29 protein-coding genes are annotated in these 26,681 nt (G+C 46.0%); 21 read left to right on the top strand and 8 right to left on the bottom strand.

All coding sequences use genetic code 11. The features are described from left to right. Nucleotides 1–352 precede the first annotated feature (352 nt). The gene (locus ACFODW_RS02985) at nucleotides 353–1,138 is read right to left on the bottom strand and encodes an HAD family hydrolase (RefSeq protein WP_390302743.1); all 786 of its coding nucleotides are present in this window, start codon (nucleotides 1,136–1,138) and stop codon (nucleotides 353–355) included. 175 nt (nucleotides 1,139–1,313) lie between these two features. Further along, the gene (locus ACFODW_RS02980; RefSeq protein WP_390302740.1) at nucleotides 1,314–3,011 is read right to left on the bottom strand and encodes a M3 family oligoendopeptidase; all 1,698 of its coding nucleotides are present in this window, start codon (nucleotides 3,009–3,011) and stop codon (nucleotides 1,314–1,316) included. A gap of 154 nt (nucleotides 3,012–3,165) precedes the next feature. Between ACFODW_RS02980 and ACFODW_RS02975 the strand changes: the two genes are divergently transcribed. Next, nucleotides 3,166–3,360, top strand: coding sequence for a YwbE family protein (locus tag ACFODW_RS02975; protein ID WP_390302737.1), 195 nt, complete (start codon nucleotides 3,166–3,168; stop codon nucleotides 3,358–3,360). A gap of 106 nt (nucleotides 3,361–3,466) precedes the next feature. Further along, the gene (locus ACFODW_RS02970) at nucleotides 3,467–3,751 is read left to right on the top strand and encodes a hypothetical protein (protein ID WP_390302734.1); all 285 of its coding nucleotides are present in this window, start codon (nucleotides 3,467–3,469) and stop codon (nucleotides 3,749–3,751) included. 191 nt (nucleotides 3,752–3,942) lie between these two features. On the opposite strand, the gene ACFODW_RS02965 is transcribed toward ACFODW_RS02970, so the two are convergent. Beyond that, nucleotides 3,943–4,800, bottom strand: a complete 858-nt coding sequence (locus tag ACFODW_RS02965; protein WP_390302731.1) for a CvfB family protein — start codon at nucleotides 4,798–4,800, stop codon at nucleotides 3,943–3,945. 480 nt (nucleotides 4,801–5,280) lie between these two features. On the opposite strand from ACFODW_RS02965, the gene ACFODW_RS02960 reads away from it, so the two are divergent. Beyond that, a complete protein-coding gene (locus ACFODW_RS02960) occupies nucleotides 5,281–6,180 on the top strand; it encodes an AEC family transporter (protein ID WP_390302728.1) in 900 nt (299 codons plus the stop codon). A gap of 296 nt (nucleotides 6,181–6,476) precedes the next feature. Continuing rightward, nucleotides 6,477–7,268 carry an SDR family oxidoreductase gene (locus tag ACFODW_RS02955; RefSeq protein ID WP_390302725.1) on the top strand — a complete coding sequence of 264 codons (792 nt, stop codon included), beginning with the start codon at nucleotides 6,477–6,479 and terminating at the stop codon, nucleotides 7,266–7,268. Here ACFODW_RS02955 and ytaF read toward each other — a convergent pair. Continuing rightward, the gene (ytaF, locus tag ACFODW_RS02950; protein WP_390302722.1) at nucleotides 7,263–7,865 is read right to left on the bottom strand and encodes a sporulation membrane protein YtaF; all 603 of its coding nucleotides are present in this window, start codon (nucleotides 7,863–7,865) and stop codon (nucleotides 7,263–7,265) included. The genes ACFODW_RS02955 and ytaF overlap by 6 nt on opposite strands. A 165-nt stretch (nucleotides 7,866–8,030) precedes the next feature. Here ytaF and ACFODW_RS02945 point away from each other — a divergent pair, with 165 nt between their 5' ends. Continuing rightward, the gene (locus tag ACFODW_RS02945; RefSeq protein WP_390302719.1) at nucleotides 8,031–10,205 is read left to right on the top strand and encodes a DNA topoisomerase III; all 2,175 of its coding nucleotides are present in this window, start codon (nucleotides 8,031–8,033) and stop codon (nucleotides 10,203–10,205) included. An 88-nt stretch (nucleotides 10,206–10,293) separates the two neighbouring features. On the opposite strand, the gene ACFODW_RS02940 is transcribed toward ACFODW_RS02945, so the two are convergent. Both ACFODW_RS02940 and ACFODW_RS02935 read right to left on the bottom strand, forming a co-directional pair. Beyond that, the gene (locus ACFODW_RS02940; protein ID WP_390302716.1) at nucleotides 10,294–10,836 is read right to left on the bottom strand and encodes a hypothetical protein; all 543 of its coding nucleotides are present in this window, start codon (nucleotides 10,834–10,836) and stop codon (nucleotides 10,294–10,296) included. 88 nt (nucleotides 10,837–10,924) lie between these two features. Further along, a complete protein-coding gene (locus ACFODW_RS02935; RefSeq protein WP_390302713.1) occupies nucleotides 10,925–11,122 on the bottom strand; it encodes a DUF2188 domain-containing protein in 198 nt (65 codons plus the stop codon). Nucleotides 11,123–11,519: 397 nt separating this feature from the next. Here ACFODW_RS02935 and ACFODW_RS02930 point away from each other — a divergent pair, with 397 nt between their 5' ends. The 3 genes from ACFODW_RS02930 to ACFODW_RS02920 all read left to right on the top strand — a co-directional run bounded on the left by ACFODW_RS02930 (nucleotide 11,520) and on the right by ACFODW_RS02920 (nucleotide 13,706). Continuing rightward, nucleotides 11,520–13,034: an AbgT family transporter gene (locus ACFODW_RS02930; protein WP_390302710.1), complete on the top strand. Its 1,515-nt coding sequence runs from the start codon at nucleotides 11,520–11,522 to the stop codon at nucleotides 13,032–13,034. Nucleotides 13,035–13,049: 15 nt separating this feature from the next. Next, a complete protein-coding gene (locus ACFODW_RS02925; protein WP_390302707.1) occupies nucleotides 13,050–13,382 on the top strand; it encodes a CHY zinc finger protein in 333 nt (110 codons plus the stop codon). An 84-nt stretch (nucleotides 13,383–13,466) separates the two neighbouring features. Further along, nucleotides 13,467–13,706 carry a DUF362 domain-containing protein gene (locus ACFODW_RS02920; protein ID WP_390302704.1) on the top strand — a complete coding sequence of 80 codons (240 nt, stop codon included), beginning with the start codon at nucleotides 13,467–13,469 and terminating at the stop codon, nucleotides 13,704–13,706. A gap of 88 nt (nucleotides 13,707–13,794) precedes the next feature. On the opposite strand, the gene ACFODW_RS02915 is transcribed toward ACFODW_RS02920, so the two are convergent. Beyond that, nucleotides 13,795–13,929, bottom strand: coding sequence for a hypothetical protein (locus tag ACFODW_RS02915; protein ID WP_390302701.1), 135 nt, complete (start codon nucleotides 13,927–13,929; stop codon nucleotides 13,795–13,797). A 202-nt stretch (nucleotides 13,930–14,131) separates the two neighbouring features. Here ACFODW_RS02915 and ACFODW_RS02910 point away from each other — a divergent pair, with 202 nt between their 5' ends. From ACFODW_RS02910 to ACFODW_RS02850, 13 genes are all read left to right on the top strand, one after another. After that, nucleotides 14,132–14,398, top strand: coding sequence for a hypothetical protein (locus ACFODW_RS02910; protein WP_390302698.1), 267 nt, complete (start codon nucleotides 14,132–14,134; stop codon nucleotides 14,396–14,398). Beyond that, complete coding sequence (locus ACFODW_RS02905) at nucleotides 14,385–16,517, top strand: LuxR C-terminal-related transcriptional regulator (RefSeq protein WP_390302695.1); 2,133 nt, start codon at nucleotides 14,385–14,387, stop codon at nucleotides 16,515–16,517. Before ACFODW_RS02910 ends, ACFODW_RS02905 begins: the two co-directional genes overlap by 14 nt. A 192-nt stretch (nucleotides 16,518–16,709) precedes the next feature. Then, nucleotides 16,710–17,084, top strand: a complete 375-nt coding sequence (locus tag ACFODW_RS02900; RefSeq protein ID WP_390302692.1) for a DUF192 domain-containing protein — start codon at nucleotides 16,710–16,712, stop codon at nucleotides 17,082–17,084. Between the two features lie 40 nt (nucleotides 17,085–17,124). Beyond that, entirely contained in the window at nucleotides 17,125–17,307 is a 183-nt protein-coding gene (locus ACFODW_RS02895; protein WP_390302689.1) for a Flp family type IVb pilin, read from the top strand. Nucleotides 17,308–17,368: 61 nt separating this feature from the next. Further along, on the top strand, nucleotides 17,369–17,554 hold the full coding sequence (locus tag ACFODW_RS02890) for a Flp family type IVb pilin (protein ID WP_390302686.1): 186 nt from the start codon (nucleotides 17,369–17,371) through the stop codon (nucleotides 17,552–17,554). Between the two features lie 69 nt (nucleotides 17,555–17,623). Further along, nucleotides 17,624–18,130 carry an A24 family peptidase gene (locus ACFODW_RS02885; protein ID WP_390302683.1) on the top strand — a complete coding sequence of 169 codons (507 nt, stop codon included), beginning with the start codon at nucleotides 17,624–17,626 and terminating at the stop codon, nucleotides 18,128–18,130. Continuing rightward, entirely contained in the window at nucleotides 18,127–18,504 is a 378-nt protein-coding gene (locus tag ACFODW_RS02880) for a TadE/TadG family type IV pilus assembly protein (RefSeq protein ID WP_390302680.1), read from the top strand. The genes ACFODW_RS02885 and ACFODW_RS02880 overlap by 4 nt, the downstream gene beginning before the upstream one ends. 9 nt (nucleotides 18,505–18,513) lie before the next feature. Further along, nucleotides 18,514–19,425, top strand: coding sequence for a pilus assembly protein TadG-related protein (locus tag ACFODW_RS02875; RefSeq protein WP_390302677.1), 912 nt, complete (start codon nucleotides 18,514–18,516; stop codon nucleotides 19,423–19,425). Between the two features lie 9 nt (nucleotides 19,426–19,434). Then, complete coding sequence (gene cpaB / locus ACFODW_RS02870; RefSeq protein ID WP_390302674.1) at nucleotides 19,435–20,391, top strand: Flp pilus assembly protein CpaB; 957 nt, start codon at nucleotides 19,435–19,437, stop codon at nucleotides 20,389–20,391. 17 nt (nucleotides 20,392–20,408) lie between these two features. Next, nucleotides 20,409–21,239, top strand: a complete 831-nt coding sequence (locus ACFODW_RS02865) for an AAA family ATPase (RefSeq protein WP_390302671.1) — start codon at nucleotides 20,409–20,411, stop codon at nucleotides 21,237–21,239. Continuing rightward, a complete protein-coding gene (locus tag ACFODW_RS02860) occupies nucleotides 21,223–22,629 on the top strand; it encodes a CpaF family protein (RefSeq protein ID WP_390302668.1) in 1,407 nt (468 codons plus the stop codon). The genes ACFODW_RS02865 and ACFODW_RS02860 overlap by 17 nt, the downstream gene beginning before the upstream one ends. Nucleotides 22,630–22,635: 6 nt before the next feature. Then, nucleotides 22,636–23,562, top strand: a complete 927-nt coding sequence (locus ACFODW_RS02855) for a type II secretion system F family protein (RefSeq protein WP_390302665.1) — start codon at nucleotides 22,636–22,638, stop codon at nucleotides 23,560–23,562. Between the two features lie 3 nt (nucleotides 23,563–23,565). Further along, the gene (locus tag ACFODW_RS02850) at nucleotides 23,566–24,483 is read left to right on the top strand and encodes a type II secretion system F family protein (RefSeq protein WP_390302662.1); all 918 of its coding nucleotides are present in this window, start codon (nucleotides 23,566–23,568) and stop codon (nucleotides 24,481–24,483) included. Nucleotides 24,484–24,521: 38 nt separating this feature from the next. On the opposite strand, the gene ACFODW_RS02845 is transcribed toward ACFODW_RS02850, so the two are convergent. Next, nucleotides 24,522–26,576 (bottom strand): thioredoxin domain-containing protein, encoded by a 2,055-nt coding sequence (locus ACFODW_RS02845; protein WP_390302659.1) that lies wholly within the window; start codon nucleotides 26,574–26,576, stop codon nucleotides 24,522–24,524. Nucleotides 26,577–26,681 lie beyond the last annotated feature (105 nt).

The following is a 26,681-nucleotide window of genomic DNA, read 5'->3' as shown; positions in this document are numbered from 1 at the left end:
GCCATTGGGACCAAGGATTCCAATGGCATAAAACCCTTATTTAGTGGGAATAGTCGCTTCGGAAATATGCTTCGCTTTCCGGGGGCGGGTGGTTAGCCACCTTGTGCTGTCGCACTGCGTTGTCTCGCCTAGGCCTGTCTTCCCGCGGGAATCTTCGCATATTTCCTTCGCTGATACATCTGTCGACCTTGTTTTGGATGAGGCAGAAAGTTATATCCCAGGCTTTTCCTTATTAGTTAAGAAGGATAACTTTTGTATATAAGGGCTAAACCTGCCGCTTCGGAAATATACTTCCGCGGGAGGCTTGGTGAGCCTCCTCAAGCTAGGCATAGTTTTGTCCCAACCTCTACTGTTATTCCACTAGCCCCAGTTTTTTCAACCCATTGAATATACCGGATTCAGTGACTGAGGTTGTCTGATGCTTGGCAAACTCCAACAGGTCGGGATGCGCATTCCCCATGGCGAAACCTTCCCCGACTGCCTGCAGCATTTCTTTGTCATTCATGCCGTCTCCGAAAGCGATCGCTTGTTCTTTGGGTATATCCAGGCGTTGGAGAATTGTTTTTACAGCCTCTCCTTTATTCACATTTTTTCGGATGAGATCTTGCGCCTGTTCAGCACCATTTACATTGACAATAGACAGGCGGATGTTTTCCTCAATCTCATAAAGGCGGGCTTCCTCCGGGCTGATATTCATAATTGTAATACCTATAATCTCGTCAACTACATCATAGGTGAACAGTTCATTTTTCTTTAACTGAAAAATATCATTGAACTGGCGGACAAATGGGTGCTCAAGGGAAGTGAAATAATTGCAGCCATTGGTATAGAGAACGAGTTCATGCCCGTTTTCTTTGGCAATATCCAGGAAATCCTTCACGATGCTGCTGTCGATTGGTTCATCAACGATTGTTTCCTCCTGGTATACGGCGAAAGCTCCGTTATAACCGATCAGCGAGTCTACATTCAGTTCCTCTGCTAAATCCATTATTTCATGAAGTGGTCGGCCGGTAGCGATGAATACTTCTATCCCGTTTTCTTTGAGCTGGGATATAGCGTTCTTTGTCGATTCGGTATATGTGTGATCCGGTTTTAGGATCGTTCCGTCAATATCCAGGAACAAAGCTTTATAAGTCATAGTAATCTCCTTTTAGTTTCTATGTAGTCTCACCTATTTTAGCATAATACTATAAGAAATTCAGAAAGTGCCGGAGGAGGGGAGCTGAAGCCGGAGTCTGGGGAGTTCATCCACCATTTTCACTATAAAAAAAGAACCAAACCTGCTTATTCGAGTTTGGTTCAATGGTAATCATTTATAAGGCTTGATCATCAACCGAGTCAAGCCATTGTTCGATGGTGGTGATGACAGACTCGACAGTTCCGTCCTTGAAAGGGGACTGGAGGTTGGCTTCGTCTACCAGGCTAAGAAATGGCTTGGAGCCCCCGAGCTTGCAGAGGTGCAAATAATCTTCCCAAGCCTCATCTCTCTCTTCTCTGGACCGTTTCCAGAATTGGAAGGCACAGATTTGCGCTAGTGTATAATCGATATAATAGAATGGAACTTCATAGATATGACCCTGACGCTGCCAGAATGCTCCTCCCTCCAAATAGGGGATGCCGTCGTAATCCCGGTGGGGAAGATAAACTTTCTCAAGTTCCTTCCATGCCTGTTTTCGCTCCGCTGGTGACCAGTCCGGATTTTGGTAGACCAGGTGCTGGAATTCATCAACAGCCACACCATATGGGATGAATTTCAAGCCGTCAGCCAGGTGGGCGTATTTGTACTTGTCTGCATCCTCCTGGAAGAATAATTCCATCCACGGCCAGGTGAAAAACTCCATGCTCATCGAGTGGATTTCTGCAGCTTCGCTGGTAGGAATCAGGTATTCTGGAATGCCTATATTTCTACTGGAGTAGAATTGGAAAGCATGTCCGGCTTCATGGGTGAGCACGTCGATGTCTGCTGAAGTCCCATTAAAGTTGGAAAAGATGAATGGTGACTGATAATCTTCAATGAAGGTGCAATAGCCCCCGGCTTCTTTCCCCTTTTTGGCCTCCAAATCCATTAGGTTACGTTGCAGCATAAAGCGGAAAAACTCATTGGTCTCATCAGAAAGTTCCTCATACATTTTCCTGCCGTTTTCAATAATCCAAGCAGGCGAACCCTTGGGCTGCGCGTTTCCGCTTTCGAACTCGAAGTTTTCATCGTAATACTTGAGGGCTTCTACCCCAATTCGCTCGGCTTGTTTTTTGTATAGTTTGGAAACAAGCGGGACGATATTTTCTCTTACCTGTTTACGGAAGGCTGCCACCATGTCTGTGTCATAGTCATACCTTTCCATCCGAAGATATCCCAGTTCCAGGAAGTTTTTAAACCCCAGTTTAACTGCCGTCTCGTGCCGTACTTTTACCAACTGGTCGTAGATATTGTCCAATTGGGCCTCATGACTTTCAAAGAATCCTGCACTTGCTTCTACTGATTCTTTCCTTACCTTTCTGTCCGAGTGCTCGGTGAACGGTGCAAGCTGGGCCAGTGTGTAGGTATCTCCCCGGAATTCGACCTGTGCCGAAGCGACAAGCTTTGAATACTCGGAAGTAAGCTTATTTTCCTCCTGCAGAAGGCTGATCACCTCTGGGGAGAATCTCCGGATGCTGTAGTCGGCAATCCGAAAGAGCTGCGGTCCCCATTTCTCTTCAAGTTCCTTCCTGTGTGGGGAATCAATCAAGGCGTGGTAGAATTCAGTGCCCAGTGCTTCCAGCTCCGGTCTCAATTGATCAAAATAGTCCCGTTCCTGTTGGTAATATTCATCGTTTGTGTCGATAGAAGCACGGATATACACCAAGTTTCCCATGGTGTCTAATCGATTGCGGAATCTATTGATTGCTTCTAAGGCCTTGGAGGCCTCTTGGGCTGTGTCGGCGGCAGTGAATGCCTCCAGAAGCCTATGGAATTTTTGTTTTTCCTCATCAAGTATCGGCCGTACGTACGTATAGTCCTCAAATTTCTCCATGATAGACCCTCCTTGCTTCCATTATACTGCAAACGAATATAAAACCCATTTATTTCGTTTCCTGCGTTGCAGAGAGTAATTGGCGCCAGAAAAGGTTTATGGTTATAATGGAAGAGAGGTTCTACGGAATAATACGGAAGGCAGGTATTCAAATATGACAGCAGATGGCAGGTACAGGGAAAATATCAAGCCGGGTATAGAAGTAAATATTGTGCTGAAAAAAGACCAGCGGACAGGGAGGACAACTCCAGGGGTTGTCAAGGATATACTAACGAATTCACGTTTTCATCCACATGGCATTAAGGTGAGATTGGAAGACGGACAGGTAGGAAGAGTCGCTGACCGGTGATGCTGTGCGTGAAAAGTCGATATTAGGCGAAAGTTTAATTGACTTTAATTTGGTTCAAATTTATACTAGAACTAAATGTACATAAATATAATGGGGTGAATTCAATATGATTCAATCTGTACTTACCATTGGAATTATTTTAACCGCTGTTTTGGTAATCCTAGGTTTGTTTCTAGCTAAGACATTAAATAAGGCTTCCATGGGAGGTTACTATCCAGGCATCTTCAGTGCGTTCACCGGATTGCTGCTGGTTTTGACCAGTTCTATCCTCGGCAGAGTGGATATTATGGGTGCCGGCCTTGGCGGATGGGGCATCGCCTTCATGTTTGCGGGAGCAATCAGTCTGATTATCACTTCAATTTTTGACGCTAGAGCAAACGCAGAAGCGTAAATGGTTGGAGATTTGGCAGCACTGCTTTTCTTCATTTAAAAGCACAGGATATCTATTATCCTGTGCTTTTTCCTTTGCAGCTGGTTAGTTTAGTTTATTCAGTTTGCAGCCAAGCATGGTCCGGCTGTACCACCTAGGTGAACTCACGTATATCGCCTGAATTTGCGCCTGCTTCTGTGTGCCGTAAACCGCTAATCTTTTAAATAGGTATAGCCGTCCCGCTGCTCGATCTTTCCTTCCTTCATCAGCCTGCCTACTGCACGTTTGAAGGCTGCTTTGCTTATCTGGAACGTACCACGGATATCTTCCGGGTCACTCTTGTCCGTAAAGGCCATTTGGCCGCCCTGTTCCTTCATGAAGGATAAGATCTCTTCTGCATCTTCCCCCATACTGTGCTGTTTGAGAGACCGCAGTGAAATGTTCAGGGTGCCATCAGCTTTTACTTCTATGACCCGACCCTCCACATATTCCCCAAGACGGGGCTCTTCTTTTCGCTCGGTATAGTGGATGAATCCCCGGTAGTCGTCATCTGTGAGAATGGCTGCACCTTCCCGGCTCGTATGATAGACGGTTCCGCCGACGGGTTGGTTTATTAGGTCTTCAGGTGCCAGTTCTACTTCTCTGGCGATAACTCCTTCGGTGGCCGGAATGGCAAGAAGCCGGCCTTTTTTATCTCTGCCTAATGTCACGAACAATTTGTCACCGGGCTGCGGCCAAACGTTTTCAAATAGTGGAAGGTCATCTTTAGAAACGAGGATTTCCTTCGTGGTTCCGATGTCTACAAATGCACCCAAATGAGGGAGAACTTCCACTACTTTCGCCCAGCCATATGTATCGATGACAACGTGGGGCAGCTTGGCACTGGCAATAACATTTCCTTTCTTATCGGGGTAAAGGAATACATCGACCGTATTTCCTTCTTCCAGTGCCTTTTCTGTTTCACTATGATGGAGCAGTGCCTCAGAGCCGTTTTTTATTAGTACATAGCCTGTATCGATTTTTCGTTCGACGGTCATCGTTTGAATAGTCCCTGTTTGTAAATGATCCATTATCATCCTACTTTCCTTGGTATGTAAATTGGAAAAGGAGCACCCTTTTAGTAAAAGAGTACCCCTTTGTTTTTAAAAGTAACACATAAGTTGAGATTTTTTATTAATATTTATCCCGTTCCTAAACGGGCGGAGAATCCTGTTCCGTGGGGATTTCCCTTTTACCGCGGTACATGTTCCACTGGTATGTTTTCTAACTTAAGCAACGTAAGCCCTTCCTGCTCTTACGTCCTTGCGGCCCCTTAGCCGCGCCAGTGTGAATAAGCATCTTGAAAAACATTGCAGAATGCCAGATATACTTATTAGTTACAATTGATAACTTGACAATCTTCTCATGGAACTGCCGCATTGTCAAGTTTACCCTGGATTTTTCTTTTCTAAACCACTATTTCGACATTCGTTATATTCTTATGCTATCATTAAATGTTAGAAGAGTTAGTTAACATTATTTCTATATTACTGATAAATGGGGAAGTTTCGATGGGGTTATTTTTCAATGTTATTCTGCCTATTATTCTGGTATTCGCTTCCGGTTTTATTCTGCAGCGGATCCGCGTGATGGATGTACGGACGTTGTCATCTGTTTCCATATACATATTATCGCCGGCACTGGTATTTATCAATCTATCGGAAGCAGAGTTTGATGCTGGCTATATCATCATTGTCATTTTTATGTTTTTCCTGTTTTTTGCGACGGTACTCATCAATAAAATACTTTCCATGATATTCAAATGGACGCCTTCTGTAGAGAGTGCAGCCATCTTATCGACCGGTTTTATGAATTCCGGAAATTACGGTCTGCCTGTCGTGCTGTTCAGTGTCGGCAGTGAAGCCCTGCCGTATGCCGTCTTCATCATGGTAGTCCAATCAATGATGAACAACTTTTTTGGTGTGTATTATGCCTCGCGCAGTACGAGCGGCATGCGGCGTGCTGTATTGAATATTTTTAAAATGCCCGCAACATATGCGGCTATCCTAGCCTTTTTATTCCAAGGCTTTTCTTGGGGGCCTATTCCTGAACCTATTCATTCTACGATTTCCATGGTCGGTGATGCGGCTATCCCTGTTATGATGATCATGCTGGGGATGCAGCTGGCATCCATTGTGTCCTTGAAAATGAACTGGCAGGTGCTGATTTCGTCAGTCTCATTGAAAATGTTCGGGGCACCGCTTATTGCAACAGCGTTTATTGCTGTTGTGGATATGGATCCGATTGTTGCGACGGTAATTCTGATTATCTCCGCCATGCCGACAGCTGCAACTACAACCATGTATGCGATTGAATTTGATACGGAACCGGATCTTGTCTCCAGTATTACCCTTTTTGGTACATTGATCAGTGTTGTTTCTATCACCGTCTTGCTGAACTTCATCTCCTGAGGAAGAGTTATGTTTCCGACGGAGATATTCAGGGTAACTTATTCCTAGGATCATGAATTATAGGAGGATGGGAATAATGTTACGCACAATTCTAATGATCATTGGGGCGATTGTAGTGATCAGTTTAATACTTTCACTACTGTAGGGCGCCTAGCTAGTTGACAAAAAATTTATTGTTTTTAAAATCCTGGAATTTGTCTTATATTAGATATAGGACAGTTTCCAGGTTTTTTAGTATAGGAAGCAAGGGCCTGGCACTTATTTTGGAATCCAATACAGGAAAAGGAGTGAAGGAAATGGATATGAAACTGGAAGGGAAATCCGTATTAGTAACCGCTTCAAGCAAAGGGCTTGGCAAGGCAATTGCGACTGAGTTTGCTCGGGAAGGGGCATACGTCCTGATCAGCAGCAGGGATGAGGATGCCTTGAAAGAAGCGGCTGAAGCTATCAAGCGGGAAACAGAGAACTCCCATGTTGATTATCAAGTTTGTGACATGAAAGATGGCAAGCAGATTACTGAACTGGTGGAAAAGGCCGCTGGCTCAACAGGCGGTATTGATGTATTGATAAATAATGCAGGAGGTCCCCCAGCTGGCAGGTTTATGGATATGGAGGACAACGACTGGTACCATGCCTTTGAACTTAATCTGTTAAGCTTTGTCCGTACCATCCGTGCCACTGTTCCCTATATGCAGAAAGAGGGCGAGGGCCGAATTGTAAATGTCGCATCTTCCTCGATCAAACAGTCATTGGATAACCTGGTGCTCTCGAACACATTGAGACCGGGCATTCCAGGACTTTCAAAAACATTAGCTCAAGAGCTCTCCGAAGATCAAATTCTGATCAATACCGTGGGACCAGGCACAATCGAGACGGATCGCATGATTGAGTTGAACCGCTTTACAGCCGATCAGCAGGGTATCCCACTCGATGAACTGAAAACAGAAGCGGAAGAGGGAATCCCGATGAAGCGCTATGGTCGCCCTGAGGAATTTGCTAAAGCGGTAGTCTTCCTAGCATCCGGTGCGAATACATATATTACCGGTCAGTCCCTGATTGTCGATGGGGGACTGGTGAAGGCTTTATAGCATATTTGCCACTCCAAGGGTGATCAGCAATACCGGCGGAAGGAAGGTCATCCTTTGCAGCCTTTTGCTTCTTGACAGAAAAAGGCCCAGCCTCATGCCGCTGAACAGAAACATCCCGCTCATGAATGCAACCAAACCGGCAGTGAGGATTGGTGAATAACCAAGCATGGATGCGCCGATCCCCGCCCCAAAAGCATCCAGTGCCAGAGCGGCGCCCAGCAGGAGAGCTTCACCAGGTGAAATAATCCCCGAATGGTCCAAATCCGCCTTATCCGGCGTAGCCAGAACGCTGCTGAGGATGTTCTGGCTGCTGCCTGTATCTTCCTTTTCCGGTTTCACACTATTATATAGTGAAAAGAGACCAAGGAATATAAGAATCCCCCCACCGATATTCCGGGTCATTTCCTGCGAAATGAAAGAACTGAGAGTATGGCCGATGACCATGGAGAGAAGGACAATGACCCCAGAACAAAGCATGATGATCATCAATGCAGCTACTGGCACCTTAATTTTCCTCATGCCGTACGTGATTCCGACTCCCAGTCCATCCAAGCTGACTGCAATCACCAACAGAAACAACCCTGTATAGTAAAGCATTCGCATCAATTCCTTTTGTCTGATATCTAAGTTAGTTTATGGTTTGGGCGGATGGGGTGTGATTGGAACTGGCCGGACACCCGGCAGGAAACAGGTCTGCACGGACAGCAGAATCTGTGGTAAAGTACATATAGATGTTCTTTAAAATAGAAAGGATTTTAATATATGAGCAAAACAGTTGTACTAGCGGAAAAGCCATCCGTGGGCCGGGATATTGCCCGTGTGCTGAATTGCAGCAAGAAGGGCAACGGCTTCATGGAAGGTTCAAAGTATATTGTAACGTGGGCCCTCGGCCATCTGGTTACACTGGCCGACCCGGAACTATATGATGATAAATATAAAACATGGAAATTGGAAGACCTGCCGATGCTGCCCAAGCAGCAGAAGCTTGTGGTCATCAAAAAGACGGGAAAACAGTTCAATTCGGTAAAAACCCAGCTGAACCGCAATGATGTGAAAGAAATAGTGATTGCGACAGATGCTGGACGCGAAGGAGAACTGGTGGCACGCTGGATCCTTGAAAAAGCCCGTGTGAACAAGCCGGTGAAGCGTCTGTGGATATCTTCAGTTACGGATAAAGCTATCCGTGACGGCTTTAAACAGCTGAAACCAGGCAACAAATATGAAAATCTTTATGCTGCAGCAGCAGCACGTTCTGAAGCGGACTGGTATGTCGGCCTTAATGCAACGAGAGCACTAACCACCAAGTTCAATGCTCAGCTTTCCAGCGGCCGGGTTCAGACGCCTACCCTGGCAATGGTTGCTAAACGAGAACAGGAGATCAAGGAATTCAAGCCGAAAAAATTCTACGGTATCCAAGCAAAGACCAATAAAGGATTTACACTTACCTGGCAGGATGCTAAGAATAATAGCCGGCTCTTTTCCAAAGAAAAAGCAGATGAACTGGCCAGCCGGCTGAAAGGCAAACCGGCAAAGGTGACAGATGTGGTCAAGGCCTATAAAAAGAAATACGCACCGCAGCTTTACGATCTGACTGAACTACAGCGGGATGCCAACCGGATTTTCGGTTATTCCGGAAAGCAGACACTCAACTTAATGCAAAAGCTGTATGAACAGCACAAGGTACTAACCTATCCGCGGACAGATTCTCGTGTTTTATCCTCGGATATTGTCCCTACCCTGAAAGAGCGGGTAAAGGCCTGCGGTGTAGATCAGTATGCCAAGGCAGCAGGGAAAGTGATGCGGAAAAATTTTAAGTTGCCAAAAGCAGTGGTGGATGATGCGAAGGTCAGTGACCACCATGCCATTATTCCGACCGAACAGCCGGTCATCCTGGAAGACTTGGATGACAAGGAACGCAAAATCTATGACCTTGTCGTCAAACGTTTCCTAGCCGTTTTGTCCGATCCATTCGAGTACGAACAGACTACCATCACAACTGATATAAATGGTGAGCGGTTCAGCGCCAATGGAAAAATCGTGAAGAAACAAGGCTGGAAGGAAGTCTATGACAACCGATTTATGGATGACGAACAGCAGGACGATCAGCGCCTGCCATCTATCGAAAAGGGAGACCAGCTGACGGGGTTGAATATATCCCTAACTCAGGGGGAAACGAAACCGCCGGAGCGGTTTACTGAAGGAAGCCTGCTGCAAGCGATGGAAAACCCAGTGAAATATATGGACAGTAACGAAAAGCATCTTGCTAAAACGATTAACAAAACAGGCGGACTTGGTACCGTCGCAACCAGAGCGGATATCATTGAAAAGCTGTTCAACAGTATGTATATGGAAATGAAAGGTAAACATATATTCTTGACTTCCAAAGGCCGCCAGCTGCTTGACTTGGTTCCGGAAGAGCTGCGTTCCCCGGCATTGACTGCAGAATGGGAGCAGAAGCTGAGCCAGATTGAAAAAGGCAGCCTGAAAAAGGAGAAGTTCATTGGTGAAATGAAAGACTACTCCAAACAGGTCGTCCAGCAAATCAAGAACAGCGACGAGAAATTCAAACATGATAATATGACAGGAACGAAATGTCCCGACTGTGGGAAATTGATGCTGGAAATCAAAAACAAGCATGGCCGGATGCTCGTCTGCCAGGACCGTTCGTGCGGGCATAAGAAAAATATAGCCAAAAATACAAATGCCCGCTGTCCAAACTGCCATAAACGTATGGAGATGCGCGGGGAAGGGGAAGGCAAGATGTTTCTCTGCAAATGCGGATACAGAGAAAAACTCTCGACATTCAATGAACGCAAGGAGCGGGAAAAGAAGCACAAAGTTTCCAAAAAGGATGTTAACAAGTATTTGAAGAAACAAGATGACGGTTTTGCCAATAATGCTCTTGCCGAACAGCTTGCCAAGCTGAAGAACAAATAAGGGGAAAACGTTTGACCAGTCAGCCCTTGATATGGATCTAAATAAAAAGCGTAAGCGCCCATCACCGGGCGCTTACGCTTTTTATCATTTATTCAATCGGCTCACTAATCACGTGATGGTTTGTTTCTTTGGAAGCAGAATTGTTTTTCTTCTTGGAGTCGGAAGGTTTCACCTCATCTTTAGCCTTTTTGACGTCATCGCCGACTCCTTTCAATTCTTCCTGAGCATCCTTAGCAGTTTCTACTACCTCTTTGGACTGATCAGCCACTTCTTTGGATTGTTCCACCACGTCTTGAGCCGTTTCTTTAATCTCCTGTCCTTGGTTGTCCAGAACCTGCTGGATTTTATTGAATGCATCTTTTGTGATTTCATTTGTACGTTTTACTTTATCAATGATAGCATCCTTAGTTCCTTGAGGATCTTCTTTCACAGTGGAGACATAATTGGATACGGTTCCTTTCATTTGTGTAGAAGAATCCTTTACTTTGTTTCTTGTATTGCTGTTCATCAGAATCAAGGAGACTCCGGCAACAAGGCTACCTACACCAACCAGCATTCCTACTTTACCTTTATTATTTTGAACTTTCTCTTTTGTCGCCATGTTATCTTTTGTCATCATGTTATCTTTCACGTTATCTCTCCTCTCGAATGTTCTGCTCTTAGTAATTACATACCCTGAATGTCATTTTACAAACCTGGAAGGACATTACAGGTCTGCATCAGAATCGTTTCTCTTCGATGACATTGTGGTACTCATCTGTAATTTGTACGATACTTGGAGTATTTTCCTTTGCCATTTGTTCGGCGGCATCGATGGCTGCATCCTTCGAGTCATATACTTCCTCCGGTGCAACGTCTTCCAGCTTTACAAACCAGCTGTTGGCATCGACATTTGGGACAACAGTGTATGTTCTCATCAAACAAAACTCCTTTTTATGAATTTTGTTCCCGGGTACCAGCAAGCTAAAACATCTGCCTTTTCCCATGTTTACCTAGTGGTTCAGTTAGGATTAATGTACAAATAGCCAAATTTTATTTATACTATCTGAATGTAGTACAGGCTTCAGGAGAAGGGACCATGGAAAGGACATAGATGCTTTCCTGCTGGAAATCAGGATAGTCAAAGAGATGCCCTCCTTTACCGATACCCGTAGATAAAGAAACTAGGAAATTATGAGGTAACCTATGAATCAGGCTATGCTGTCCATAGGGAGCGAGGATCATAGAGGGAAATCGCCTTAGGAGACAGTGGTACTTCTGACAGACATGGATGCATATTGTCCATATAATAATAGAATGGAGGGAGAAAACCTCATGGCACCGAGAGAAAGAAAAACAGTAATGACACGGTTCCTGAATGGAATAGAAACGGCCGGGAACCGGTTGCCCGATCCGTTTATGCTGTTCGTCATGTTGGCGGTGGCAGTAATCATATTATCAGCAATTATTTCACTATTTGATGTAACCTTTGTACAGCCGGGAGAGGAAGGGGAAGTTGCCATACGGAGCTTGATTTCCGGAGAAGGCTTGGAATTCATCCTGACCTCGATGCAGGATAACTTTGTAGGCTTTGCTCCTCTTGGAAATGTGCTGGCCATCATGCTCGGTATAGGGCTTGCGGATAAGGTAGGACTTTTGGAGACAGCCATTAGAAGTACCGTTACAAAAGCACCGAAAACTATGGTGACCTATGCAGTTATTTTCGTCGGGATCTGCGGAAACCTTGCTTCTGATGCTGCTTTCGTTATTATTCCTCCGCTTGCGGCTATGGTTTTCCATAATCTCGGCCGTCACCCACTGGCTGGTCTGGCAGCGGGGTTTGCAGGGGTTGGCGGGGGCTTTACCGCCAATTTTATGATCAGTGGCGCTGATGCATTGCTTTCCGGCATATCCACTGAGGCCATCCGGAGTGTGAACCCCGATATTGTTGTCACCCCGGTGGATAATTGGTACTTCATGATTTCCTGTGTCGTTGTTCTGACAGTAGTCGGCGCGTTAGTGACAGAGAAAATTGTAGAACCCAGGTTAGGGAAATACGAAGGAAGCGCACGGAAAGAGATGGGAGAAATCACCTCCTTGGAGTATAAGGCCCTCAAATTTGCTGCTTTTGCAAGTTTGGCATATATAGCTCTATTGTTGGTTGTCATCTTTTTACCAAACTCTCCATTGATGAATGAAGACGGCGGGCTTGCAGGCTCCCCATTCCTGGCGGGTGTTGTTCCGATTATCCTGTTCTTGTTCATCACGGCAGGTGTCACATATGGAGTCAAAGTAAAGAAAATCACTAGTTCAAGTGATGTAGGAAGCTACATGGGAAGCGCCATGAAGGATATGTCTGGTTTCATCGTCCTTATTTTTGCCGCCTCCCAATTCATTGCTTATTTCGAATGGTCCAATCTGGGTTCTTGGATTGCCGTCACTGGGGCCGATACCCTGCAATCCATCGGCTTGACCGGTATTGCAGTAATCCTCGGCTTCATATTGCTGACTGCCATTTTGAATTTGTTTATTTTTAGCGGTGCCGCTCAATGGGCATTAGAAGCACCGATTTTTATTCCGATGTTCTATTATCTAGGGTATAATCCGGCATTTATTCAAGTTGCCTACCGTATAGCCGATTCATCCACCAATGTTATTACACCAATGAATCCATATTTGATTGTCGTTCTAGGTTTTGTGCGGGATTATGACAAGAAGGCAGGAATGGGTACATTGATAGCAATGATGCTTCCATACAGCATCTTCTTCCTGTTGACATTCGTAGCAATGTTCCTGCTCTTCTATTTCCTGGGAATTCCATATGGGCCGGGAATCGAGCCTCATCTGTAAAAAGGAGGATGTACATTGCATATCCATGGTAAAAATGTAGCAGGGGCGATAGACGAAGAAACAAGATGCTCCCACTATCATACGGAAATTGACCGGATTGCCATCAAATTCTATTGCTGCGGGGAATACTATCCCTGCTATCAATGTCATGAGGAGTATGGCTGTGGGAAGAGGGAAGTCTGGCCGAAGAGCATGTTTGACCAAAAGGCCGTCCTATGCGGCGGCTGCGGCGAGGAATTGTCCATCCATGAGTACCTCGGCTGTCAAAACCGCTGCCCGAGCTGTGGGACATCCTTCAATCCGGGCTGCTCTTTTCACTATCATCTCTATTTTGAAAAGAATAGCTAAATTCCGGGCAGAGATGTTTACTTAAGACCGGGAAAGTCTTATCATGAAATAGACAGATTAGGACTTTAAGGGAGGTTACTATAGATGGCTTTTGTCATATTGGATCCATGCAGAAATGAAAAATCCGGTGAGTGTGTAAGTGTTTGCCCGGTCGACTGCATTGAAGAAGGCGCTGACCAATTTTACATAGATCCGGATGTCTGCATTGACTGCGGAGCATGCAAAGCAGTCTGCCCGGTAGAGGCTATTGAAGAAGAGTACGATCTGGAGCCGGACCAGGAAGTCTTTCTGGAGAAGGCCGAAGAGTTTTTCGCCAATAGATAAGAGAGGGCTGCCTGATATGGGCAGCCTTCTTAATTGTTGAAGAAAAAATTCCAGCTGGCATGGCCAAATAAAAAACAGGGGAAGCTATCTATTCTTCCTCTGTTTTTTCCGCTATTTTACTGGCGATCCAGCGTTCCGCAATGCTGTCTTCAATCTCATAGACTTTACCGGCTCGCAGCAGCTGGCCATGATAGGCAGTCTGGACATTCATTTTCAATTTCATTTTTATTGCTCCTTTTTGCTTATTTTTACTTTCCTACCTGCCAGTATACATGAAAGCCTCAGTCTAGGGGTATAGGGATAGCAGGATTGCTCCTATAGGTGAGGAGGAAAACGGGAACATCAGGGGATATGTTTTGGGCAGCAGCTGAGGTAGGATAGTATTGGAAGGACACACCTTTACCACAGCCCAAGGAGGGAATTAATTGAGAGATGACGTGTTATTGACACTGCAGGCAGAATGTACCATGCTTTTTCAATCCGATCCATTTATGGTGGAATCGGCGGAAGGGTTAGGAAAGAAACTGGGAAAACAGCTGGATGTACTGTTTCCTGTACTGGATTTACTGGTGAAACAAGGTATTCTTGAGATGATCGGCACCAACGCCAATCCGCTCTATCGTTATAATGAACCTTTGATCATTACGGAAATCGATACACCTAAGAAACTGAAGGTACATGATTCAGAATAAAGAGCTTCTTGAGGAAATCATCAGCCAGTTTGCATGGAATGAAAGTCTAGCTGTAATGATCACTGATACCGATGGAGAACCTATTTTACCAGTAAAAGGGGAAAATGCCCTTACCAGCATCCTGTTAGATGAAAAACGTGAAGAATTGTTTGCTAGGATAAAAGATATAGCGGCGGGGGTGCGCCGTGTCGTGAACCCGCTATTCTTCGAGCTGTGGCCTGGTGTCCATATGGTCGTAAAACCAATGGAAGGAGCCGGAAGTTTCTCCTATTATATCTGGGCAGGCTTTCTGATAGAAAATGGCCCGGAAGAAGAGAAGAAAAAACAGCTGGAGGAACAATTGAGTGTCCGCCTGCCCTCTGAGAATATTATAGAGAACACTCCTGCCCTCACAGAAGAGAGCAAAAGGAACATCAAGCAATGGATCCAAAAACTGGAAAGCACGGCAGCCCGAATTCTTGGGGAGGAAAGTGGCAGTGAGTCGGTAAAGCTGCAGAACAAGCTGCTGCTGGATTCTTATCGGGATATCGAGCTGGATGTGGATAGGGCCTTGGAAAAACTTCGCATAAACAGCCATGCCTTTGATTTTCTAGGGATTGCTGAGCAGCAGGAAGAAGATTCCTATCAGATTACCAACCTTTCAGGAGAAGGAGTGGCCTCTTTATCAGGAACTTCCTTTTCCCTTGGAGAAGGCTTCCTAGGACGAGGTCTGCTTACGAGGAAAAAGGAATTCTGGGAAGGAATTGACAAGGATCCAAGAGCCGTCTTATTCCATAGGCAGCGCCTGTACCCCAAGTCACTTTTCTGTGTGCCGATCCATTCTCCTGGCGGTACAGAGGCATTGCTGTTCGGAGGCCATTTCACCAGGGATAGAGTCCCGGAGAATGAACGGGAGCTTGTCGATACCTTGGCAGCTATCCTGGAAAAAAGAGTCCATCTGGACACCCTGCAACAGGAGAACAGAAATCAGTTGCAGCGTCTGTCCTCCTTAGTGGAAATCAGCAAACTGATGGCCACCATCCCGGACTATAAGCGGATTCTATATCTGCTGGTCGATATCAGCCTGGGCCTTGTGGGGGGATCTTTTGCAGCGATTGTCCTGAAAGAGGCAAAGACAGAGAAAGTCCAGCTTGTGTCGAGAGGCAGCGGCAAGGAACAGGTCAGTGAGTATGCAAGAGATGTCATCAAGCGGTACTACCTGGAAGGCAGCCAGTCCAGCCGTGAGACGTATGTCATGATGAATGATGGGCAACTGCCATGGAATTTTCCGGTCATCGAAAGCCCTCTTACCTATAACGGGGAATTGCTAGGAGTCCTATGTGTCGGCATGGATGGCCTGACGGATCAGGAAGTGAAGGATCATGCCGAATTCCTAGAGACCCTTTCCACCATTGGCGGCGTGTCACTGCAGCTGGCCAAACAGGAAACCATCCATGCAGAAGAAGATAAGATCTATTCCCTGCATGAGGCAATTGCTCAGTTTGACAGGTCTGCCTATGAAACTACAGTGGAAGCTTCTAAACTCGCGGGTGATTTTGCGGCTGTCCAAGGAAAGCCTGTATCAGACGTCAAGGAACTAATCCAAGCCTGCCAGCTTTCCTTTTATGACCCGGATTTCATCAAGCAACATGTCGAATCTGCGAAACTGGCAAAGATCGTCCGAGAAGGAGAGCAGTTATTGGAAGATAGGAATGCAGAGTGGGCTATGGCTGAAGAAGAGCCAAAGCTGTTTGCCTTGGCCTGTTCCTATGCAGCGCACGGCCAACTGGACGACTTCCGGTCTCGGCTGGGAGCGGATCAGCTCGTACAGACGTTCCTTGCCTTTGTAGAGGAAAGCCAAGTGGTGGAAGAAGAAATGACACTGACCGAAGACATTATCAATAATGAAGAATTAATAGACATGAAGCAGACTGTCAAGGAGCTGAGCCTGTCCCCAAGAGAGCAGGAGGTCCTTGATTTGGTTGTCCAGGGCTATAATAACCGTGAAATCGCCGAAGAGCTGTTTATCAGCGGCCATACCGTCAAGAACCATGTCACCAAGATCTTTCAGAAGCTGGAGGTTCCTGACAGAGCCCATGCGATATCAAAAGTCTATCAGATGAGATATAGAACAGGATAAGCCTTCCTACCTAGGAAGGCTTTTTTTCATGGGCTCCTATATGGTCCTATCAAAACATCCCATATAGGAGTGCATTCCTACCATTACTGGAAATTCATAACAGGAATGGTGGGGGATATTTTTTAAGGGGAGAACAAGGCATAATAGGGATTGTAAGTTAGCCGACGCGCTACTGACTCCAATGACAGGGAGGTGCTGAACATCAGACTCATTAATAAAGAGACAGGCGAGATCATCGCCAGGGAAATACTAGTTGCCGACCGGTTCTGGTCCCGGCTGAAAGGGCTCATGTTCACCAAGGAAATGCAGGAACATACAGGACTTCACATCACACCATGCACATCGATCCACACATTCTTCATGAACTACAGCATTGATATTTTATATCTTAATAGAGAGAAAGAGATTGTCGGAATCGAGGAGAATCTCGCAAAGGGGAAAATCGGAAAGAGATTCAAGCAGGTTCGATCAGTAATAGAGCTTCCAGCCGGCACCATCAAACAGACCTCAACTGCCATTGGACAGACTGTCGCGTTTGCTGACTCAGAATACGAGAAAGCCAAATAGACATAAATTATTTAATTCATATAAAAGAGGAGAGATTTTCATGTTAAATAAAATCAAAGGATTGTTTGTAGAAGAGCAAGGACAAGGCATGACAGAGTACGGGTTGATTCTTGGATTGATCTCGGTAGGAGCAGTAGCGGTATTAGTCCTATTCGGACCAGAACTCAAAAGTATCTTTCAGAAAGCTTTAGATGGATTAAAAGGAACAACAACAGTTGGTTAAGCTGTAAAGTAAATTACTCTATATGGCATTATATCTATAATAAATAAGAGGAGAGATTTTTATGTTAAACAAAATCAAAGGATTGTTTGTAGAAGAAAAAGGACAAGGTATGACAGAGTACGGGTTGATTCTTGGATTGATCTCGGTAGGAGCAGTAGCGGTATTAGTCCTATTCGGACCAGAACTCAAAAGTATCTTTCAGAAAGCTTTAGATGGATTAAAAGGAACAACAACTCCTACTGTATAATTGTAATAGGACCCTACTCCAGGGTCCTTTCCATATCAAAATCAACAAACGAATGAAAGGATGGACCGGATGATTGATATTTTCCTTATTTTAATTCTACTAATTTGTGTCATCACGGATGTGAGAAGCCGAAAAATCTATAATAAAGTGATTTATCCTTCACTAATGGTGACCTTCATCTATCATTTTGCCACTTTCGGCTGGGACGGTCTGAGCCATTCTTTCCTTGGTTTTTTGATTGGATTCGGCCTGTTGCTGATTCCATATTTTATGGGAGGAATGGGAGCTGGTGATGTGAAGCTGCTCGGCCTGATCGGTGCGATGAAGGGCGGAGCATTTGTCTTCCAATCTTTCTTCTATATAGCAATTATTGGTGCAATCATCGCCCTGGGCATCATCCTTTTCCGTAAAGGAATCCTCAAGTCGATGACCTACTATATGGCGAGTTTGAGACAAGGTGTCGTGCTTAAAGGTGGAATCGCCAGAGGGTCACTCACCGCCACCTATCCATACGGAGTAGCCATTGCCGGCGGTGCTGTTATGGGATTGATTTTCCAAGGGTGGACATTGATATGATTCGGAAGCAGGATGGCCAGTCGATGGTTGAATTTGCGCTCGTTCTGCCGATTTTACTCTTGCTGTTGGTTGGAATCTTTGACTTTGGAAGAATCTATTATACCCACTTGGAACTGGAGATGGTTTCCCAGGAAACTGTCCGAATGGGCGGGCTAGGGCGTTCGGATGCCGAGATACGGACCTATGCCCAAGAACGCTTTAATGCTGAGGATCCCAGCCAGCTGTTGGTGACGGTCAGTCCTGGTGAAACAGCAAGGAAGGCTGGGGATTATGTAACGGTAACGCTTGAGTATCCGGAATCCTTCATGGACGTACTAGGAAAGGCATCGATTCCATTTACTTTGAGCTCAGATTCAACCATCCGGGTAGAATGAGGTGGATAGATGAGAAATTTATATAAAAAAATCCGCAAAACCGAAGATGGAAGTGTCATTGTCCTCGTAGCTGTTGCGATGGCAGGTCTGCTGATGATGGTGGGAATCGTCATTGACGGGGGCAACCTTTATGTTTCTAAAAGTCACCTGCAAAAGACAGCAAATGCGGCAGCATTATCAGGGGCCCAGGAAATAGTGAATGACAGAACTGCTGTAGAGACGGTGGTGGATGACATTCTTGCTTCCCATAATGAACAGGCGAGTCTGTCGGCGCTTGAATCCAGTAAAGAGTCAGGTATACGGGTAGCGTTGAAAAAGGATGTACCATTATTTTTTGCGACATTGTTTGGAATCGAATCCCTCCCGATTAATGTGGAGGCAAAAGCAGGACTGGATCCTGTTGGAGAAGCTAGAGGAGCTGTCCCGCTAGGTATTCACGAACAAGTTGAATTAGTCTATGGGGATATCTACGAGCTAAAGGTGGATGCAGGTGATTCACAAAATGGACACTTTGGCATCCTCGCCCTCCAAGGGCCTGGCGCAAAGAATTATGAGGAAACTCTAAAATCTGGTTTTGACGAAGCTCTGCAAGTAGGGGATGTCGTTAATACCCAAACAGGGAATATTGCAGGCCCGACAATGAGGGGGGTTAATCATCGCATCGATACTAGTCCTAACGATACAGTAGATTATATCCCCCGTGATTCAAATAGGATTATGCTCGTATTGGTCTATAATACGGATGGTGTTTCACAAGGTAGTGTGAGGATAACAGGTTTTGCTTATTTTTATCTGGAAGAAAGAATGGGTAATAATGATGATTCTATACGAGGAACGTTTATGGAGTATGCTGGACCGGGGATGGCCGGGGAAAAGACACCTTACGACCGCGGTGCATATATGATCAAACTAGAAGAATAGGGGATGCAAATGAAACCGAAAAAAATATTATTGATGGCTGTTCTGTCGGGCCTTATTACGACCATCCTGTTTTTCTCCCTGATGAGCCGGACCGGAATGGATACCAGCGCATCAGAGCCAGAGGTGGAGATGGTAAACGTCATTACGGCCGCCGCCGACATTCCGAAAGATCAGCAGATTACAGAAGAGCTTCTTGCTGCAAAAGAAATACCTACCGACCAGGCTCATCCTGAAATGGTTCAGGAGACCGGAGCCGTATTGGAACAGTATACGGTGACCGATATCAAGCAGGGTGAAATTCTGATGAACCACCGGATCCAGGATAAGACAGAGGAAAAGGAAATGGTGTCCCGAAAAATAAAAGAGGGTTCCCGAGGGGTATCGATTGATGTCACCTATGTAACGGGTGTTTCCAATTTGATTCAGCCTGAGGATTATGTAGATGTGGTACTTACCTCGGAAACAGCTGAATCGGAAGTTATCCAGGAGAAGGTTCGGGTATTGGCAGTAGGCGGGAGAATGACCGAAGCTAAAGCGGATGGTACAGAAACGGAGTATATGGCAGTTACATTGGAACTTGATCAAGAACAAACGGTTGATTTGATCAATGCCAATTATCGCGGTGAACTTCAACTGGCTCTATATAGTAAGTCGGATTTAGAAGAAGAGGAAACGAACGAAGAAACAGAAGAAGTGGTAGAAGCGGATGAGAGTGGCACTGACCAAACGGAAGAAAATGATACTGTCCTAACAGCAGAGGTCGTTACCATCCCTCCGAAGTCAGTTATCCGTGATACACCTGGCTTGGAAGGCACTCCAATTAAGGTAGTGGAGGAAGAAACAACACTGCCGCTGCTGGATGGGCAGGAAACAGATGAGGAAGGAAGAATCTGGCTGCAGGTGGAAACGGCTGAACAAGAAGCAGGTTGGATCAGCAGCAGGATCATTAAGAATTCGAACGAATAAGCAAGGAGGGAACTTAGGTGGGAGAAGAGCAGAAGCAAGGCAAGAGAATCGTGGTAGTCAGTGCTTCAGGCGGTGTCGGCAAAACAGCGGTCACCGTCAACTTGGCGGCACAATTGGCATTAGGGAAAAATAAAGTTACTGTAATTGACGCAGATCTTTCCTTTGGGGATGCAGCTTTGGCCTTTGACCTCGAGCCTGGTGATACCATGAAAGAGGCTGCGGAACGGAAGGATATAGACAATATCCAAGCCTATTTGATGAATCACCCATCAGGTGTAAAGCTGCTGCCGGCCCCTAAGCGCCCAGAGCATGCTGAACTCATTTCCCCAGATTTCCTTGGTGCAGCAGTAGAAAAAATCAGTCATGATGCTGACATCACCCTTATTGATACACAGGCTGGGCTGACCGAGCTGAATCTAAGTCTGATGGAAGCAGCGGACCAAATCCTGGTCATCGGCACACCAGGAATGGCGGTACTAAAAAATACCAAACTCTTTCTGGAGACAATGGAGCTGCTTGGCTTGAAAGAGAAGGCATTGCTGGTCATCAATAAATTCACCACTCCAACTGTCATCAGGGCGGAGGATATTTCGGAACTATTGAATATAGAGACACATAGTTATCTCCCGCGGGATGATAAACAAATGGACCACTCTTTTGACCAGGGGCAGCCTCTCGTCGTAAACAGTCCGAAGCTCGCCTTCTCGACAGAAATTTCCAAGCTTGCCGAAATTATCTGTTCTGATATGGAGCAACAGGAAGACAAGGGAAAGCATCAGGGTATTCTTGGCAGGATTTCTTTAAAAGGGATAAAACGGAGGAGAATGAAGAATGAGCCTATTAGCTAGATTGCAGTCGAAAAGTCAGGAATCTCCCAGACAGGAAAAGGCAGTACAGGACACACAGCCAAAGCCGGAGATCACAGAAGCTTTAGTACTTCCTCCTATGGAAGAAACTCCAGTACCGGCTTCCATACCGGAACCTTCCAATGATTACATCGAATTGAAAAATCTCATTTTCAAATACATCCTCAAGGAACGCAAGGATGAAGAAATCGATGAAATTGTCCATGACCTCGACTCCATCATTTCGGAAATACTTAACGAAAATGAGGGGCTTAGCTCTGTCAAGGATTGGCAGAACCTTAAAGAGGAAATCAAGAATGACCTGACAGGCTATGGCCCGATCAACCCGCTATTGCTGGATGAAACAGTCTCCGAGGTAATGGTAAACGGGCCGAAGCAGGTATACGCCGAACGGAATGGTAAATTGGAGCTTACGAACATCAAGTTCCGAGACAATGACCATGTGATGGCCGTATTGGAAAAGATTGTCGCACCGCTTGGAAGGCGGATTGACGAAAGCAGCCCGATGGTGGATGCCCGTCTTCAGGATGGCTCCAGGGTAAATGCCATCATCCCACCCCTTGCACTAGGCGGTCCGACCATCACGATCCGTAAGTTTTCCAAGGATCCATTTACGATCCATGACTTGGTCCGCTTTGGTACCTTGACCGAGGAAATGGCTGCTTTTATCAAGGCCTGTGTAGAAGCGAAGCTAAACATCTTCGTCAGTGGTGGAACCGGTTCCGGTAAAACGACCACCTTGAACGTGCTTTCCTCGTTCATCTCCAATAAAGACCGGATTGTCACCATCGAGGATGCCGCAGAGCTGCAGCTTGGCCAGGATCATGTAGTATCACTGGAAACAAGGCCTGCCAATATTGAGGGAACCGGAGCCGTGACGATCCGAGATCTGGTGAAGAACTCACTTCGTATGCGTCCTGACCGCATCGTGATTGGTGAGGTTCGAAGCGGGGAAGCATTGGACATGCTGCAGGCCATGAATACAGGCCATGACGGCTCGCTTGCAACCGGCCACTCCAACAGTCCGAGAGATATGGTTGCCAGACTGGAAACCATGGTATTGATGGCAGGAATGGAATTGCCAATTAAAGCGATCCGAGATCAGATTGCCGGTGCGCTTGATGTTATCATCCAGCAGTCGAGGCTGAAGGATGGTACCAGGAGGATCACGAATATTACGGAAGTGCAGGGGCTGGAAGGAGATGTCATTGTACTTCAGGACATCTTTACCTTTAAACAGTCTGGTGTCGATGAAGACGGAAAGATTATCGGCAAACTCGTACCAACAGGAATCCGGCCGAAATTTTATGAGCGGATGGTCAACCAGGGCATCCATCTGCCCGCATCGATATTCTCTGAAAAGGAAGTGTAGAAACCCATGAAACTCATCCTGTTCTCTTCGTTATTTCTGACCATCTTTCTTCTGTTTCTTGCTATCGCTGTTTCGGTAAAGAACAAAGAGCAGGATGGCGATAAAAATAAGTTTTCTTTAAGGGACGGCCTGAAGGAAGCGAACCGCAGACTTACCTTGTTGCTGACCAAAAATAAAAAGAAAAGCAAGAAGAAGAATAACCTGGAGCAGGAATTGAGTGTGGCCGGGATTCCGGTCAAGCCGGAGGAATTCATTGCTTTCCAATGGATTGCAGCGATTTTCCTGGCAGGGCTTCTTCATCTAATAACGGGCAATGTTCTCTTTTCTGTATTGGGTGGGGCGATAGGGTATATGATTCCGAAGTTCTGGCTCAAGCGAAAGCAGAGAATCAGGGTGGAACAGTTCAACCAAGTATTGCCCGGCATGATCACTTCCATGGTAGGATCCCTCCGAGCCGGCTTCAGCCTCCCACAGTCGCTGGCAATGGTGGCGGAGGAGTCATACTCTCCGTTGAAAGAGGAAGTCGAACTGGTACTCAAGAAAATGCGTTATGGAGCCACCATGGAAGAAGCCTTACTGGAATGGAAGGACCGGATGCCTAGTGAAGATCTGAGTCTGATGGTAGAAGCAGTCATCATCCAACGCCAGGTCGGAGGCAATCTGGCCTATCTTCTGAATAAGATTGTGGAAACCATCCGGGAGAGAGGCAAGATTCAAAACCAGATCAAAACATTGACCGCACAGGGCAGATTGTCCGGAATGATTATAAGTCTGCTGCCGGTCGGTCTCGGATTTGTCATCTTTCTAATCAATCCGGAATATATCACGACGTTATTCACGAATCCAATCGGCATGTTCATGCTCGGTGCCGGACTGATTGGCGGCATTATCGGTTTTGTCCTGATCCGTAAAATAACAACAATTGAGGTGTAGTAAATGGCGGTTTTATACAGCAGCTTTTTCATCTTTATCAGCCTGTTATTCTATGCACTTTTCGGCATGCGCGAGGAAAAGAGGGCACATGTCCAGAAACGGATACATGCTTATTTTTTCCGGCCTGCAGCAACAGAAAATGGAGGAATTGAAGAGGATGACAGATCCTTTTTTGAGCGGGTTATCGGGCCTGCTATGGGTTCCTTCAAACAGAAATATAATAAGAGGTTGGGGAAAGAGGAGGCCGCAAAAATTGAAACATTGCTGATGCAGGCCGGACAGCCATTTGGCTTAAGTCCGGTGGAATTCAAGATGGTTCAATTGGGGCTGTTGCTGGGTCTTCCGCTGTTTGCATTGTTGATCGGATGGCTTGCCGGCCTTGGATTCTTCGGTGTATTGCTTGCTGTGATCATCGGGTTTGTAATCGGAATGGTGACTCCGAAAATGTATCTCAAAAAGGCCATCAAAAAAAGAAGTGAAAAGGCGGGCAGGGAATTGCCGGATATCTTGGATCTGTTGACGATCAGTTTGGAAGCTGGGCTTGGTTTTGATGCCGCGTTAAGCCAGGTTGTCTCCAAGAAAAAAGGGGAAGTCGTCAAGGAATTCAAGATCTCTTTGGAGGAAATGCGCCTTGGAAGCACGAGGAAGGAAGCACTGAGTGCCATCAATGGCCGTCTGGCATCCGACGACTTCCGATCTCTGATTTTCAACATCATCCAGGCGGAGAAGCTCGGCATCGGGATGGTATCCGTACTGCGGATTCAAACAGAGGATATCCGCGAAAGGCGCCGCCAGAGGGCGGAGGAAGCTGCTATGAAGGCTCCGATCAAAATGATGTTCCCGCTGGTTATGTTCATTTTCCCGACCTTGTTCATTATCTTGTTAGGACCTGCCATCCTCCAATTTATGGATGCATTTTAAAAGAAGAGGTTCCCCGATTGTAGGGGGACCTCTTCTTTTTATAGCTGCAAAATCTGCTCAAGTGCTTGTTCCAGGTCGATGGTCGGCTGGTGGCAAGCAAAGTTCTCGCATACATACACGGTCGTCTGCCCGTCGATAGCTTTATAATCTGCGGTAAACGGTGCAGCTTTTGCCAGCTGGCCCGCATCCTCAGCAACCAGCAGTTGAACATGGGGGAGGAAGCGTTCTTGCAGCCGTTCCACCAGTTCAGCTTTGTCTGCTTCCGCTTCTTTTCCAAGGATGACGACTTCCTTGACCGGGTGTTCGGTAAGCTGAAGGCTCTGAAGGAAATATGGACTTGCAGATGGCATCCGATTGATATCCTCATAAAAGGTGGAATACATTTCATCAGCCTTATCAAGAAAATCCGTTTCCCCTGTCAAATGTCCGAGTCTTGTCAGCATTACTGCAGCCACACTGTTTCCGGATGGAATCGCCCCGTCATAGATTTCCTTGTCTTCGGCAATCAGCTGTTCGCCATCCCTGCCGCTGAAGTAGAAGCCGCCGCTCTTTTTATCCCAGAATAATTCGATCATCTGAGCAGCCAACTTTCCTGCTTTATTTAGATAATCTGCAGAAAAGGTTGCTTCATACATCTCGATATATCCCCACAGCAGGAAAGCATAGTCATCAATATATGCCTTGTACTTGGTTTCCCCATCACGATAGCGGGCCATCAAGCGCTGGCCTTCAAATAATTTATCCTCGACAAATTGAAGGGCTTTCTTGGCCATTTGGATATATTGCTGGTTTCCGAAGGCTTTCCCCGCCTTGGCAAGTGAGGCTATCATCATGCCATTCCATCCGCTGAGCACTTTGTCGTCGACATGGGGATAGATGCGTTTTTCTCTTGCATTCAGAAGTTTCTGCCTTGCTTTTTCCAACTGATCCTCCAGTTCATCCAAGGACAGTCCGCTGGCTGTTGCCTGTTCACCAAGGTCTCTTCCAATTAAATTGGGAATATTTTTCCCTTCAAAATTCCCTTGGGGACGAATATTATAGGTTTCGGCATACAGGCTGGCAAGATCCTCATCCAGTACTTCGTAGATTTCTTCAAAACCCCATACATAGTATTTTCCTTCTATACCTTCTGAATCTGCATCGATGGCTGAATAAAAGGCACCTTCTTCACCGGTCATCTCCCGCTGGATGAAGGTGATAATCTCTTCAGCAATCCTCTTATAGAAAGGGGTTGCGGTAACCTGCCAGCACTCGGTATATGCAGCGAGCAGCAAGGCATTGTCATAGAGCATTTTTTCAAAATGGGGCACCAGCCATTTTTCGTCGGTGGAGTACCTGGAAAACCCGAATCCCACATGGTCGTAGATGCCGCCACGGGCCATGGACTGTAACGTGCTTTCTACAAGTTTAAGCGCTGCTGTTTCACCGGTAAAGTGGTAATGCCTCAACAGGAAGAGAAGGTTTTGAGGCATTGGGAATTTTGGTTCGCTTCCGAATCCTCCATAAGCAAAGTCAGAGCTTTTGACCAGCTGTTGGTAAGCCTTATCGATGGTTTCTTTGGTCAAACGCTTATCGCTCTTCTCCATGGCCGTCCGGTTCAGAGCATCTTTGACACTGTCTGTCACTTCTTCAATATGGTCCGGGTCCTTCGAGTATTTTTCATGGAGCTGTTTCAATGCATCCATGATTCCCGGCCGGCCGTATTTACTTTCTTTAGGGAAATAGGTGCCTGCATAGAATGGCACCTGGTCAGGAGTCATGAAGATCGTCAGCGGCCAGCCGCCATGCCCGGTCATCATCTGACAGACCTTCATATACACTGAATCAACATCCGGCCGTTCCTCGCGGTCTACTTTAATGGAGACATATTTTTCATTTAAAACGGATGCAACTTCCTCATCCTCAAATGATTCATGAGCCATGACGTGACACCAGTGACACGTTGAATAGCCAATGGAAAGGAAGATTGGTTTGTTTTCCTTTTTAGCCTTTTCAAATGCTTCTTCCCCCCAGGGATACCAGTCAACAGGGTTGTCGGCGTGCTGAAGAAGATAAGGGGATTTCTCATGGATCAGACGATTAGATGTTGCCATTGTAGCACCTTCTTTCTATTGATTACGCACAATTTCAGGGTAGCCGAATTATTGCCGATTCGTCTCTGGTTAGGTTTCCTTATTCTCTCTTCTTCATACTTTAGG

It is taken from the genome of Virgibacillus sediminis (genome assembly GCF_042643265.1).
Lineage (GTDB): Bacteria > Bacillota > Bacilli > Bacillales > Amphibacillaceae > Virgibacillus_O > Virgibacillus_O sediminis.
This window is presented reverse-complemented; position numbering and strand designations above follow the sequence as displayed.